Here is a 14,703-nt window from a genome sequence, read left to right on the forward strand (position 1 = left end):
TTTACTGAAACTTCTCCACACCCAGAGTTACATTTTCACCGTTAATGTTCCATTCTTTTACATAACCGGCCAGCGTTTCAAGGATGAGGTCTTCCGCAAGTACCTCGCTCTTTACTTCTTCCTCATGGTTCTTTAAGATACCGGCAATCTTTTCATTGCCTTTGCTGTATACCAGGATGTGATCCATCACTTCAAACCCTGCTTCTTTACGCATGGTCTGGATCTTGCTGATCAGCTCACGTACAAATCCCTCCGCCAAAAGTTCGGGTGTTAAATTGGTGTCCAGAACAACGGTAATGGTGTTATCACCTTCGGATACGTAACCCTCTGTCTGAGCGGTGTCAATGAGAAGGTCTTCCTTGGTGAGCACAACCTCTGTTCCGTCAAATGTAAAGGTGAGGGCGCCTGTTTCATTCAAGGTGTCCATAGCCTCATTGCCATTGACCTCTCCAAGGGCCTTTTTAATGGCTCCAAGCTGCTTGCCGTATTTCGGCCCAACGGTCTTTAACTGGGGTTTAAAGCTGTAGGATGTGAAATCCCTTACATCATCAGTAAATACCACATTTTTTACGTTCAGCTCCTCCTCAATGATTTCCTGGTAAAATACAGGAAGATCATGAGGTGCTTTCACGAACATCTGGCCAATGGGCTGGCGGTTCTTTAAATTGGCTGTATTTCTGGCAGCACGGCCCATGACTACGATTTTTAAAACTTCATCCATGTCAGTTTCCAGCTGCTTATCGATATAGGCTTTATTTCCCACAGGATAATCGCACATATGGATGCTCTCCGGCGCAGACTTATCCACGCTGCAGACCATGTTCTGATAAATTTCTTCAGTCATGAATGGAATGAGCGGAGCCGACACCTTGCTTACGGTTACAAGGGCTGTATAAAGAGTCATATAAGCGTTGATCTTATCCTGCTCCATTCCCTTTGCCCAGAAGCGCTCTCTGCTTCGGCGGACATACCAGTTGCTCATATCATCTACAAAAGCCTGAAGCGCTCTTGCAGCTTCCGGGATCTGATAGCCGGAAAGGAACGTATCTACATCCTCCACCAAAGTGTTCAGCTTGGAAAGGAGCCATTTATCCATGACAGGAAGCTTATCGTATTCCAGACTGTATTTTGTGGGGTCAAATTCATCAATATTCGCATAAAGCACAAAGAATGCATAGGTATTCCACAGGGTACCCATAAATTTGCGCTGTCCTTCCATAACCGCTTTTCCGTGGAAACGGTTGGGCAGCCATGGAGCGCTGTTCACATAGAAATACCAGCGGATGGCATCAGCCCCGTAGGTATCCAGAGCATCAAAGGGATCTACCGCATTTCCTTTTGATTTGCTCATCTTCTGCCCGTTCTCATCCTGGACATGGCCCAGAACGATTACATTTTTATATGGCGCCTTGTTGAAAATCAGAGTGGAAATGGCAAGGAGGGAATAGAACCAGCCTCTGGTCTGATCCACGGCCTCAGAAATAAAGTCAGCCGGGAACTGCTGCTCAAACAGCTCTTTGTTTTCAAAAGGGTAATGATGCTGTGCAAAGGGCATGGATCCGGAGTCAAACCAACAGTCGATCACTTCCGGTACCCTCTTCATCTGCTTTCCGCACTTTGGACAGGTAATGGTCACTCCGTCGATATAAGGACGGTGAAGTTCTATTGTCTCCGGGCAGTTAGGAGACATAGCCTTTAATTCTTCAATGCTTCCGATGGAATGCTGATGTCCGCACTCACATTCCCAAACGTTAAGCGGAGTACCCCAGTAACGGTTTCTGCTGATTCCCCAGTCCTGAACATTTTCCAGCCAGTCGCCGAAACGTCCTTTTCCAATGTTTTCCGGAATCCAGTTGATCGTATTGTTGTTGCGGATTAAGTCTTCTTTTACATCCGTCATCTTGATGAACCAGGATTCTCTTGCATAATAGATTAACGGGGTGTCGCATCTCCAACAGTGCGGATAGCTGTGCTCGAATACAGGCGCAGAGAATAAAAGCCCTCTCTCTTCTAAATCCTTTAATATCATTGGATCCGCTTTCTTACAGAAGGTGCCTGCCCATTTGGTCTCCTCTGTCATCTCACCTGCCGCATTGACCAGCTGCACAAAGGGAAGGTCGTATTTTCTGCCCACCTTGGAGTCATCCTCGCCAAAGGCCGGAGCGATATGAACGACACCGGTACCGTCTGTCAGTGTGACATAAGTGTCACAGGTTACATAATATGCTTTTTTATTTGGTTCTACGAAGTCAAATAAAGGCTCGTATTCCTTATATTCTAAGTCCTTTCCTGTGTACCTCTCTAAAACCGTGTACTCCTCTTCCAGAACCTTTTCACACAGAGCCTCTGCCATATAATAGGTATAGTCTCCTGTCTGAACCTTTACATAGGTCTCATTAGGATTCACGCATAAGCCTACGTTGGAGGGAAGGGTCCACGGAGTTGTGGTCCACGCCAGAATATAGGAATCTTCTCCCTTTACTTTAAACCGGACGATGGCGGAGCGTTCTTTCACATCCTTGTATCCCTGGGCCACCTCATGGCTGGATAAGGGAGTTCCGCACCGCGGACAGTAAGGAACGATCTTAAAGCCCTTGTACAAAAGGCCCTTTTCCCAAATCTGCTTTAACGCCCACCACTCAGATTCAATAAAATTATTCTCATACGTTACATAAGGGTCATCCATATCGGCCCAAAAGCCTACGGTCTTTGAGAAATCCTCCCACATGCCCTTATATTTCCAAACGCTTTCCTTGCAATACTTGATAAATGGCTCCAGGCCATACTCCTCGATCTGTTCCTTGCCGTCAAGACCCAGCTTCTTTTCCACTTCCAGCTCAACCGGAAGTCCGTGAGTGTCCCAGCCGGCCTTACGGGGAACGTCATACCCTTTCATGGTCCGGTATCTTGGAATCATATCCTTGATGACTCTGGTCAATACGTGACCGATGTGGGGTTTCCCATTGGCAGTAGGGGGACCGTCATAGAAGGTATATGTCTCCCCTTCCTTACGGTTTTCCATGCTCTTCTTAAAAATCTCATGGTCTTCCCAGAATTTTTCTACCTCTTTTTCTCGTGCTACAAAATTTAAGTCTGTCGGGACTTTCTTATACATCTTTAGCGACCTCCATTTCTCCATATATAAAAAAAGCTCCCATCCCGTAATCAGGACGAAAGCCTCACTATATCTCCGTTGTACCACCTATTACCGCATACCAGCATATGCTTTCCCTTAACGCAGAAAATACGTCCTGACCTACCGCCGATGCTTTCAGCCGGAAACTCCGGAGTGATATTCGAACCCATGCTACTATCGCCAGGCTTCCACCCTCCCCGGCTCTCTTTGGATTTCCCATGGTCCTACTGTCTCCATCAAAGTTTTTCTTCCTATTATGATGTGGTTATACTAATGTAACTGTATTTTTTAATTATAGGGATTAAGAAAAGAAATGTCAAGGCTATTTTGTTTTTCAGGCGGCAGCCGGAAGAAACAAAGGAGAACGGGTACCGATTCATTTTCATGAAATTCGATACCCGTTCTACATGCTTTCATCCATTTGTTCCTAAATACCTCTCACGTTTTGTTTTTTGCATTGCGTTCTCTGAATGCTCTATATGAATTTTTTCCCGTTCCTTTCGCTTAAAACCATCTACAATCAAAATTCTCTGCATTGCTATTCTCATTCTTCTATATTGTTATCCAGCTACCGAATAAAAATTCAATCGGGATGAATCAAAATTACCCTTTGGATGAATATTTCTCTGCAGTAATAACGAACTATAGGCATATAAAGAGATTGGTAGATTTTCATTTCGGCTTCAGCCACGGTTCTCTGCTAAGGTTTAACGGTTTGGCCTTTTGCCTGAACTAGCCTTTTTACTTATTCAGGCGAAACTTATGTTTTCGGCGGGATCAACCTCCTTTTCATTCTCATTCTCCGAAACAAAATGGGAAATCGGATTGAAATTATTTTCTTTTGTTTATGGCTTTATTATATACCATCCCGCTGTATTTTGCAAGACTTTTTTATCAAAAACTATAAATTAATTATTAATTTTCAAATTGTAATATTTTATTTAGATTATTTAATCATTTTAGAAAATTTGTTTGATATTTTACCGCAAATTACATTGTTAACTTTTTGTCAATTCCATTGTTTTTTTGTAAACTTATGGTATAATGTGCGAAAAGGTTTAGTAAATGGAAAAAAGAAGGAGAACAGCTATGAGCCAGCGTAATTTAACTTTATTAACAGACCTTTATGAATTAACCATGATGCAAGGATATTTTAAAGAGAAGGACGCCAACGAGACCGTCATATTCGATGTCTTCTACCGCAGCAATCCGGGAGGTAACGGGTACGCGATCTGCGCAGGCTTGGAACAAGTCATTGAATACGTAAATGAGCTTCATTTCGACCAGGAGGATGTGGATTATTTAAGGTCCACCGGCCTGTTTGAAGAAGATTTTCTGGATTATCTCCACCATTTTAAATTTTCCGGTGACATTTACGCCATTCCTGAGGGTACGGTCATATTCCCTCGCGAACCCTTGGTAAAAGTCATAGCCCCCATTATGGAAGCCCAGCTGATTGAAACCGCTTTGCTTAACATCATCAACCACCAGAGCCTGATCGCCACAAAGGCGGCCCGTGTCGTATTCGCTGCCGCAGGAGATGGGGTTATGGAATTCGGCCTGCGCCGCGCCCAGGGACCTGATGCCGGAGTTTACGGCGCCAGAGCTGCCATGATCGCAGGCTGTATCGGCACCTCCAATGTACTGGCAGGTAAAATGTTTCATGTTCCGGTAAGAGGAACCCATGCCCATAGCTGGATCATGAGCTTCCCTGATGAACTGACTGCATTCCGCAACTATGCAAAGCTTTATCCCACTGCATGCATTCTTCTGGTGGACACCTATGATACGTTAAAATCCGGTGTGCCCAATGCCATCAAGGTATTTAAGGAAATGCGGGAAGCCGGAATTTCACTTACAACCTATGGGATCCGTTTGGACAGCGGAGACTTGGCATACCTTTCCAAAAAAGCCAAGAAAATGCTTGATGAAGCCGGATTTACAGACGCAGTGATCTCCGCTTCCAATGACCTTGACGAAACTCTGATCAACAGCTTAAAGATCCAGGGAGCTACGATTAACTCCTGGGGTGTCGGAACCAATTTGATCACCTCCAAGGATTGCCCCTCCTTTGGCGGCGTCTACAAGCTGGCAGCGATTATGGATAAAAAGACCGGTCAGTTTATCCCCAAGATCAAGCTTTCCGAAAATGCGGAAAAGATCACCAACCCTGGAAACAAGATCATCAAGCGCATTTACAGCCGGGAGACCGGGAAGATCATTGCCGACTTAATCTGTCTGGAAGGGGAAGTCTTTAAAGAAAACCATTCCCTGCTCCTCTTCGACCCTATTGAAACATGGAAGAAAACCCACCTGGCTCCCAACAGCTATACCATGAGGGATCTTCTGGTCCAGATATTTAAAGATGGGAAATGCATTTATGAAACACCTGCCGTGATGGACATCCAGTCCTACTGCAAAAAGGAACTTGATACCTTATGGGATGAATCCCGCCGTCTGGTAAATCCTCACGAGGTTCACGTTGATTTATCCAACGAACTTTGGCATATGAAGAACCAGCTGCTGGAAAGCTATCATTTCAGGGATTGATTTGATCCGGCCTGTCCATTGTTCACACTCTGGTCATAATCTTTTTACAGCCTGGTCAAATTTTCTTCATATTTAGCCGATATACTGAAAACATCAGAAAAAGATGTTGCCAACATACTTTGAGATAAAATTTTTTTTCATAATTGCCGGTATTCCTCTATGGGATACCGGCTCCTCCCTTTTTTAGGGCTTCTTTTGATCCTGTCTCTTCACATCTGTTTTCTCACGACCGAGTAGTCATCCCCGAATTTAAAATGAGGACAGCTTTGATAAGAATTGCTTAAAAACCGTATCATCTCATCCTCATCTAAATTGATCTCACACTCATAGCATTCGAATTCCTCATTATAATCATAGTGTATACAATATTCACAGCTCATCTTCCGGTCCATGTTAATCTCTCCTTTTGCCTTTATTCCTTCTATAATTAACCGCACCCATTGCATTTTTTAACAGCCTTCCCACGGTCCCGTCAATGATCCAGGCAGCTGCCAGGGAAATCAGAAACGTAAGGATCGTCTCACAAAAGATTTTGGGCACAAAATAATGTCTTATAAACGTCTTTTCCACAAGCCCTCTGGCTGCCTGCCCCAGGACCAGATAATGAATCAGATATATGGAATAACTGTACCGGCTTATGTAGGCCACAACCTTTGCAAGACCAGGCGCCTTTATATCCCCGAAGTGTTCAAAAAAAAGAAAAACAGACGCTGACATTGCCATCATCGTGGGAGCTAAATCATGGATTCCCGGCGTAAAGGATGGGGTAACACATTTTTGAACCATGGTGATGCAAAAGCCGGCAATGCCAAGAACCGCAAAGGGAAGATAACTGCTGCTGACATACAGGCGCTTTAATGCATATCCCAGGACAAAATAGATGAGCCAGCCCTTAAATACCATATATTGAAGACCCTCTCCAAAGTCCAGGCCCAAAGCCGGAAGATACGTGGAGATTCCCTGGACAATCACCATAAGCGCCAGAAAAAGCTTTAGATCCCTGTCACTCATGGCCTTCATCATACGGGCTAAAAAGGGCGCGCAAAGGTACAGGGCCATGATTACATACATAAACCAAAGATGAGGCGTCATGGGAATGGTTCCTGTCAAAAGCCCCTTTCCAAAAGCAGCCAGATGCTCCTGCCACCCAATGGGTTCCACCGCCAGATAAATGTTATAATACCAGTAATAGATCCCGCTGTAACATACAAAAGGAAGGACAATTGTCTGAAACCGGCTCCAGTAAAATCCCGGAATATCCTCTGTCCCGGATTTTAAAAGGAAGAGACCGCTTAACATAAAATAAATCCCCACAAATGCCAAAAGCACTGGCAAAAGGGCTGCCGAAAACAGCCACTGCCTGAAATTAAACGTCTCTGCAGGAACCGCATGAACCATGATGATGGCAAAGACCGCAAGGGTCCTTAAGTAATCATACTTTACTTCCCGCTTTTTTAGTTCCATATCTCTTCCTCCCTGCTTTCTCTGGATTTAGAAAAGTATAGCATATAAAATCCGATTTTGACAATTTTTTTATTTTATTAAAAAAAGTGTAGACAAACTGAAAATCCTATGGTATTATAATGAAGCTGTCAGAGATGACACACATAAAAAGGCCTATTGGTCAAGCGGTTAAGACACCGCCCTCTCACGGCGGAAACCCGGGTTCGATTCCCGGATAGGTCATAATTAAAGCACTGCATTTTCCTTTTATTTACTAGGATTATGCAGTGTTTTTTTAATTTAATTGTTGATGAAAGTCAACAAGATAAAGAAAATGACGATAGCGAATAATCTATCGTCATTTCTTTTGTTTAATAAAAAGAAACCGTTCGTTTAAAATTCCGCAGAAGCACAATTGTCCCCTGAAGCGAATGTCATTTTCTTTATGTTCAATTTGTCCTTTAGCAGACTGTAGAATACCTCAATGAGATTTTCACAGGTCGCAACTTTTTCAACCACCACAAGACGGCACTCCGGATAAGCTTTTGCCAAGGCGGTATCAAATGGCTCTCCAATCATGGTATTCGTTTCTGCACCATTACGAATGCCCTGTGCTTCATAAACTTTTAAGATTTCGGGTAAGATAGGATCTTCCTTCTGCAAGATCAAAGCATGGTCAAAGTTTTTTAAGTAATCCCATGCAATACGTTTAATACTGTTGCAGGGGTACACAAAGCCTGTTCTGCCGTCAACGTCACCGTCAACCTCAATGGTAAGTAATCCGGTATGTCCATGAAGATACTGGGCCTCTCCCTCATAGTTGAGAAAACGATGGGAGTACTGAATGTTTAATTTAGTTATAGATCGCATGTATAATACCTCCTTTTATATTTTAAGCACATACTCCTTAAAGTCATGCTTATTTGCTCACTTTTACCTGTCTGCATGAAGGACAAATATAGCTAACCTTTAAATCATAAGAAAGAATATCCTCTCCAATTTCTTCTTTTAATTTCATCGTCAAATCTTTGAGCATAATATCGGTTAATCGTCCACATTGTTTGCAAACTAGATGGTCATGCCTTACGATTTTGTCATATCTATCGGGATACCCTTCTACTACAACCTTTCGAATCAGATTATTCTCATATAGTGCATTTAAATTATTGTATACAGTAGCTAATGCTATCTTTGTAGAAGTCTCTTTCAATTTTAAGAAAATCTGTTCAGCAGTAAGGTGATCTTCCGATATATTAATTACATTTAGAATTAGTTCTGAATTTGTTGTCATAAAATACCTTTCATTTAGAATTATTCTAATTCTAACATATGCCTACCATTTAGTCAAGATTAATAATTACTCAAAATAAAACCATTGAAGCGTAATGATCTGATCCAAAAAGTAAAAAGTGCACTTCAAACACAAGACATATGTCTAACGTTTGGAGTGCACTTCATAATTTTAGTGAAATGGTCCTTATTATTATTTGGTTCTAAGAAACAAATATTTTTGCAACTTGCTTATCGTGAATAGTTTGAAATTTTTCATCAAGAGTACTCATAGGTACCACCCAATAAAAGGTCTGTTCATTGGATATAATTAGAAGCGTAGGGTTTCTCTATATAATATAGAGTATTAATAATAAACCACATTTGAGTATCAAATCTCATAATAGTCCAGAGAGAAAGACCTTGAAGATCATATTCTGCTACCAGCCTGACTCGTGCATCAAAACTTCTTGCATCATTAAACCACACTAAGTGAAGAATCCCATCAATATCTATATAATAGAAATAAGGTGACTGTGCTGCTTCATTAAATTGTATTGGTATATTGTTATCCGCTGCAATTTGTATCGCATTATTATTTGCTATAGCAGTAGCCCCTGTAGCTCCCGGAACATAGGGGAGCGGCCAATCATATCCGAGTGTGGTAATTCCCAGGATAAAAATTTCAGGTGGCATAATACTAACTACGTAGTCTAATAATTCTCTTAAAACATTAACTGGAAAAATTGAGCTTGGGTAGCTATAAAATCTAGCCCAATCATAAGAAGCGAATAGAATTCCATCTACATATCCAGAAAGTTGTGAATAATCCAATTTTTCAAAACTGACGATAGGCCCATTAATATTCATAACTGGTGTTGTGGTAACTAATACTCTGTAACCTTCTGAATGAAATATCGCAGAAGCTTTTTTTATGTATTCTACAATATTGTTTATGTTGTCCGATGTGATATCTTCAATATACATATTTACTCCATAATAACCCTTTGTTTTCATCATTTGAAGAACATTATTAATGAGGCGATCTTGCACAGTAGGGTTATTTAAAATATTGTGGGTTACTTCACGAATAATTGTTCCTTCTTCCGTAATCGTAGAAACAAACATCATGGGCGCAACACCATAAGTTTTAGCCAACTGAATTACTTCAACGTCGTCAGCAATGGAGATAATTTCTCCTTCACTTGTGGCCCTATAATTGAATATAGTCAGATATGATAAAAAAGGAAGCGTTTTTATTAAAACAGATTTATCTATATATGAAAAGGTATAACCACTAGTGGCAATCGTTCTTAATTTATTCGTTTGATAATTAATAACAATAGTTTCACCGGTGTATAAAAATTCTCTATCGGAAAGATAGGGATTGTTTCTTAATAATTCCATTGGTGAAACACCGTGGTGCTCTGCAATACTCTCTAAAGAATCACCGGCCTGGACGGTATAAAGTGTTTCAGGTTGAACAATCACAATCGTTTGGCCTATTGCTAAATTGTCAGGATTTGTAATTCCGTTTTCCAATATTAATCTGTTAACAGGGATTTTGTAATACTCTGATATTGAATAGATGGTTTCACCGGGTTGGACAACGTGTATGATCATGGCTTCCCTCAAATGATCTAATTAATTCTATTATATGCTAATCCTACCTGTTCATAACATTTTAGTATAAATAAATATATACTTAGCCTAAGCAATCCTTGTTCAACAATTCTTAAAAATCTGTCCTTACATGAATGATTCTACAAAAAAGACTTAAAACTGAACTTTCGTCATAATTACATCAATCTTCTACATGTTATTGCATGGAACTCAGGCTACCTTCTCCTAATTTCAAAAGAAACCAGCCTTTATATCTTTTCTACAAGGCCACCACACACGTTGCTAAGTGGTTCAGCCTCCAACCCGTCTGGACTGGCAAAATAATTTCCGTCTATCTCTATGATTTTAACATCGGGTACTTCATTCCATATATCATTATACACTTTTTCTGTATCAATCTGCTTGCCATCTCTGTCTAAAAATAATTTTATTAACATTCTCTCAATCCTTTCTTCCGCATATTAACTGGTTTTTTATTCGAACTATTTTTTCAAATGTATATGTCCATATTGATCTATCTCAAATAAAATCTGCCCATCATTTACGTCTTTTCTAAACTGAACTGCTAATTTATCAGTCATTTGACTTCGGTTATAGTGTTCTAAAATTTCATTTTTCATATTAATCGTTTGATCCAAATCTCCATTTGTAAATGTTACTAATACCTGAGATGGTTTAGAAAACACTCTGTTTCTATTACAACTATCTATTTTATCATAACCATTTTTAGTGTGTTGTTTTGTTTTTTCTTCATTGCCTTGCAACCTAACTGTTTCTGATTTTATATATGACATGGTCTTCATTGTTATTTCTTCCATTATATTCTCCTCTTTTAAATTGCTATCTATCATTTCATAAATTTTACAAAATAATCATTCTATTCCATTTAATTGATTCTCTTATCTTCTTTAAAATACCCCTTCTTTCTTCAACACCTCCATTATACTATTTTCCCATTATAAAAGCCATCAGATTTTCGAAATCCAACGGCTTTATTTATCTTGTCATATTTATACTCTCCATTATTTATTAGGATATGCCATAACAAAATCGGGTAAGGGACTAACCATTTATTGATTAACCTCTTGCCCGATTTTCTTTTTTCTTTATTTTCCGGAAGAAGCCACGGTAAGCTGCCAGATAGTCCTGCCGTTCTGCCAGAGGTGTACATACATTGTCCTGCATTTCCGGTATCTGGCAAATAGTTTAACGGCCTCGCATTCATTGGAATACACCTTCCAGCAGCCAGTGCATTTGCAGTTCTTTCCCCCGTTTTGGATAAATCCCACCACATCTCCCAGAGGATAACCGAGAAAAACCCCGATCTCATGGGGAAATTCCCCTTCCTGGTTCAGCCTCTCCTTCAGCCTCTTAAGCGCCGCCTCCGCCTCTATATGCTCATAGCCGTAGGCCTGTAGAAACCTTCCCACTTCCGGCCGGCTTAAATCAGCCTGCAAATGAGCCTTCCGGTAGACATAGATAAGCGCTTTGTTCCCGCGCCTGCATAAGCACAGAAGGGATATTCCCTTCCCTCCCAGTTGTGTGTTCAAGCCTGCAATCTGGCTTTCCAGTTCCATTTCCGATAAAAAGGAATGGCTGAATAAGTTTGCCGTCTTAATGGAAGCCAGTGTGGGGGAACAATATTCAATTAGATTTTTTTCCAGAAGCATATCCGTACCTCCGCCTGCTTTCTTGCTCCATGAGCTTCCCTTCACAGGGATTTCTCTGTTATAAATATTATAAGCAGCATTGGCTTGGATACTTTTCCAATTTTTGTCAGAATTTCTTCATTTCTTTCATACTTTCTTTAGAACCTGGTCAAAATTCCTTCACAATTCTCCTGTAAAATAATATTATAAACATAAAAGCAAAAGAAAGCGGCCAGAGCGCTTACATATATGTTTTTACTAAGTCGGCAGAGTTGCCCTGAAAGGCCTCTTTGCCGGCTCAACCTAAAAACAAAAGCAGGAATTGCTGCCATTTCATTTCCGAAGCTTGAATAACACATATAATAAAAGGACCGCTGCCCCGTAGATGAGTAATCATCTGCGGGGCAGCGGCCTTTTTTTCTTTTGGCTTAAAACCGGAATTTATTTGTCAGATTCAACGATACCCAGAGAGTCATCTCCCTTTCTTGCCTTTTCCATGAGAAGGGAGGCCATTTTCTGAAAATTTCCTCCCGAAATCGAGGCTCCGGTTACAGCATCAATTCCCTTGTCGCTTTGGGCCGCCAGGAAATTAGCGGCATAGGTGCGGGTATAGCGGTTGGGGTATGTTCCTTTTTTATCGAGCATATTGCGCATATAGGGTATATCCCAGGATTTGATGAATCCGCTTGCATTCCTGGCATTGTACTCGACCGTAACGATTTTGTTGCCGCTGACCCGGATGGTAACAAATTCCTTCCAGCCATTGTTATAATCAGACATTTCTACTGTGTAAAATCCATCCTCCAGCCTGCTCTCCTGCTTTTTACAGCCGCTTAAGGAAAATACAAGCATAAGGACCAGACAAATCATTAAAAAGTGTTTTCTTTGATTCATTCTCCATCCCTCCCTTCGGAATCGGAACGAAGGCGGAAGCGTCCGGACATTTCTTCAAGACTTTGAGCCTGTTGTGCTAAATCCCCGCTTAAAGAAGCCACAGCGCCGCTTGATTCAAGGTTTTGACGGGCCAGCTGGGATATCTGGGATATGTCGAGAGACGCGTTTTCAAGACTTAGCTTCTCATTTCCTACAAGTCTTGCTAAGTCTTCTGTTATTTCATAGGTCTGCTTGGATATATCCGTCAGTTCATTTAAGAAATGGGCGGTAAGATTGGCATACCTGGCTCCCTCTTCAATGGCGTTTTGGGAATGTGCAATCATTTCGGCCGTACGCTTTGAGGAATCCGCACTTTTTTCGGCCAGGTCACGGATTTCATTTGCCACTACGGCAAAGCCTTTCCCGGCTTCGCCTGCATGGGCGGCTTCAACGCTGGCGTTAAGGGCAAGAAGGTTTGTCTGGAACGCTATTTCTTCAAGGAACTTTGTGATTTTAGTTATTTCAACCGCATTGTTGCTGATATTTTCCATTGCCTGAAGGGTATTATCCATATGTTCATCACCCATTGACAGCTTTTCCATGGACTGCCCCATAAGTTCACGGGCAGTTTTTGCATGTTCATCCACAATGATAATATCTTTGGATATAGAATCTGTCTCTTCCACAAGCCTGTCAATGGACATGGACTGATGGCCGGAAGATTCATTCATAAGGCGGGCGCTTTGGGATACCTCCTGAGCAGCTTGGTTCAAAGCTTCCGCCGACCGCTGAAGATCATTGATCAACTGGTTTAAGAAATCTGTAATATTATGAATGGAGTCCTTCATAACCACAAAATCTCCAGCAAACTGATCGTTTACGCTGACGTCTAAATTGCCGGCAGAAAGCCGTTCTAAGGCATTTTGAAGCTGGGAAATGTATCCGCTCACCTGTTCAATGGTATCCTTCAGAGAATTTGAAAGAGTCTGGGCCTCATCGTTTGTCATCATCACTTCCACAGGACTTGTCAAATCTCCCTGAGCCAGCTTCTGTATCCGCTCTGTTACACTTCCAAGGGATCTAGAAATTTTTCCTGCAAAGCGGGCAATAAATAAGATTGCAAGCAGGGTAAGGGTTATGGTGATTCCTATATTGATCATAACAGCAGTGTTTACTATATTCGTAAAGTCTGACTTGGGAGTTATGATGGCTAAATACCAGTTAGCGCCCCGTACAGGCGCATAAACTACAAGAGTGTCCTTTCCGTCCAAGGAGACAGAAGCTGATCCGATCCTCCCTGATTTCATCGCATCAAAAACTTCCAGAAGCTTTGCATTATCCTTATAAAGAGAATATACATTCTCTCCGCTCCTGATAAAATCCGTATCAGGGTAAGCCACCACCTGCCCGTTTCCATTCATAACAAAAGCGTGGCCGCTGTAGCCAATATGTATACTGCTGATCACATCGTCAAGCATATCATACTTATAACTTCCCACCAGATAATAGGTGTTATTCTTTTCTGTGGTTATGGGCATTCCCACGTATACTTCAAGTCCATTTTCTCCCACAGAAGTATCCCCGATCACAAGATTTTGGGTTTCTTCCATCATTTTAAATAAATCGCCGCCTGAAATATCGGCAGGGCTGTTTCGGTTACCAGTGTATCGTCTGCCATCCTGGGTGTAAAGGGCAAGCCAGACAAACTCTATGCCGGATGTGGCCTTGTCAAGAACCTGCTGTTTCTCCTCAAGAGTCGTTTCCTCCGATGATAATTCATGATTTTCCCCAATCATAAATATACGGTCAGCCATGATATGCAGATTGCTTTCAATGCTTTTTGAGGCAGTTTTGGCAAAAGGCATCAGGGTTTCCTTTAAGGTGACATTGGTCAAAGACATGGCGGATACTGACAATACAATGGTTGTAACCACGGAAATAATTATGGTAACAATCAATGTGTTTAAAATTATTTTCCGCCGAATTCCTTTTAAATTCATAAATCCTCCTTTGTACTGTTACAAATATAATTTATAACTTATAAAATAATATAACCCATTCTAAATAAAAAACAATAGTTTTGTTGAAATAAAAGCCATTATTGGGAAAAATTGTCACATTAGTTATAGAGAGCCGATAAATTAGATGTAAAAACTGAAA

12 protein-coding genes and 1 tRNA gene are annotated in these 14,703 nt (G+C 41.2%); 2 read left to right on the top strand and 11 right to left on the bottom strand.

Going from position 1 to position 14,703, the window contains the following annotated elements; genetic code table 11:
• Nucleotide 1: 1 nt before the first annotated feature.
• Nucleotides 2-3,115, bottom strand: a complete 3,114-nt coding sequence (gene ileS / locus AC27IJ_RS13180) for an isoleucine--tRNA ligase (protein WP_312447062.1) — start codon at nt 3,113-3,115, stop codon at nt 2-4.
• A gap of 1,110 nt (nt 3,116-4,225) precedes the next feature.
• On the opposite strand from ileS, the gene AC27IJ_RS13185 reads away from it, so the two are divergent.
• Entirely contained in the window at nt 4,226-5,686 is a 1,461-nt protein-coding gene (locus tag AC27IJ_RS13185) for a nicotinate phosphoribosyltransferase (protein WP_312447060.1), read from the top strand.
• A 209-nt stretch (nt 5,687-5,895) separates the two neighbouring features.
• Here AC27IJ_RS13185 and AC27IJ_RS13190 read toward each other — a convergent pair whose 3' ends face one another.
• Entirely contained in the window at nt 5,896-6,078 is a 183-nt protein-coding gene (locus tag AC27IJ_RS13190) for a DUF6472 family protein (RefSeq protein ID WP_312447058.1), read from the bottom strand.
• Between the two features lies 1 nt (nt 6,079).
• Nucleotides 6,080-7,150, bottom strand: a complete 1,071-nt coding sequence (locus AC27IJ_RS13195; protein ID WP_487149258.1) for an acyltransferase — start codon at nt 7,148-7,150, stop codon at nt 6,080-6,082.
• A gap of 150 nt (nt 7,151-7,300) precedes the next feature.
• Here AC27IJ_RS13195 and AC27IJ_RS13200 point away from each other — a divergent pair.
• Nucleotides 7,301-7,372, top strand: a tRNA-Glu gene (locus AC27IJ_RS13200).
• 150 nt (nt 7,373-7,522) lie between these two features.
• Here the strand turns inward: AC27IJ_RS13200 and AC27IJ_RS13205 are convergent.
• The 8 genes from AC27IJ_RS13205 to AC27IJ_RS13240 all read right to left on the bottom strand — a co-directional run bounded on the left by AC27IJ_RS13205 (nt 7,523) and on the right by AC27IJ_RS13240 (nt 14,543).
• Nucleotides 7,523-7,999 (bottom strand): 6-pyruvoyl trahydropterin synthase family protein, encoded by a 477-nt coding sequence (locus AC27IJ_RS13205; RefSeq protein ID WP_312447056.1) that lies wholly within the window; start codon nt 7,997-7,999, stop codon nt 7,523-7,525.
• A gap of 49 nt (nt 8,000-8,048) precedes the next feature.
• Nucleotides 8,049-8,420: a Fur family transcriptional regulator gene (locus tag AC27IJ_RS13210; protein WP_487149260.1), complete on the bottom strand. Its 372-nt coding sequence runs from the start codon at nt 8,418-8,420 to the stop codon at nt 8,049-8,051.
• A gap of 296 nt (nt 8,421-8,716) precedes the next feature.
• Nucleotides 8,717-10,021, bottom strand: a complete 1,305-nt coding sequence (locus AC27IJ_RS13215) for a LysM peptidoglycan-binding domain-containing protein (RefSeq protein WP_312503880.1) — start codon at nt 10,019-10,021, stop codon at nt 8,717-8,719.
• Between the two features lie 248 nt (nt 10,022-10,269).
• Nucleotides 10,270-10,458 carry a hypothetical protein gene (locus tag AC27IJ_RS13220; protein ID WP_312447052.1) on the bottom strand — a complete coding sequence of 63 codons (189 nt, stop codon included), beginning with the start codon at nt 10,456-10,458 and terminating at the stop codon, nt 10,270-10,272.
• 45 nt (nt 10,459-10,503) lie between these two features.
• Nucleotides 10,504-10,839, bottom strand: a complete 336-nt coding sequence (locus AC27IJ_RS13225) for a hypothetical protein (RefSeq protein ID WP_487149263.1) — start codon at nt 10,837-10,839, stop codon at nt 10,504-10,506.
• Between the two features lie 288 nt (nt 10,840-11,127).
• Entirely contained in the window at nt 11,128-11,691 is a 564-nt protein-coding gene (locus tag AC27IJ_RS13230) for a DUF3793 family protein (protein WP_312447048.1), read from the bottom strand.
• Nucleotides 11,692-12,111: 420 nt separating this feature from the next.
• Complete coding sequence (locus tag AC27IJ_RS13235; RefSeq protein WP_312503877.1) at nt 12,112-12,564, bottom strand: FMN-binding protein; 453 nt, start codon at nt 12,562-12,564, stop codon at nt 12,112-12,114.
• Entirely contained in the window at nt 12,561-14,543 is a 1,983-nt protein-coding gene (locus AC27IJ_RS13240) for a methyl-accepting chemotaxis protein (protein ID WP_312447043.1), read from the bottom strand. The genes AC27IJ_RS13235 and AC27IJ_RS13240 overlap by 4 nt, the downstream gene beginning before the upstream one ends.
• Nucleotides 14,544-14,703 lie beyond the last annotated feature (160 nt).

It is taken from the genome of Lacrimispora sp. YZC11, assembly GCF_057543815.1.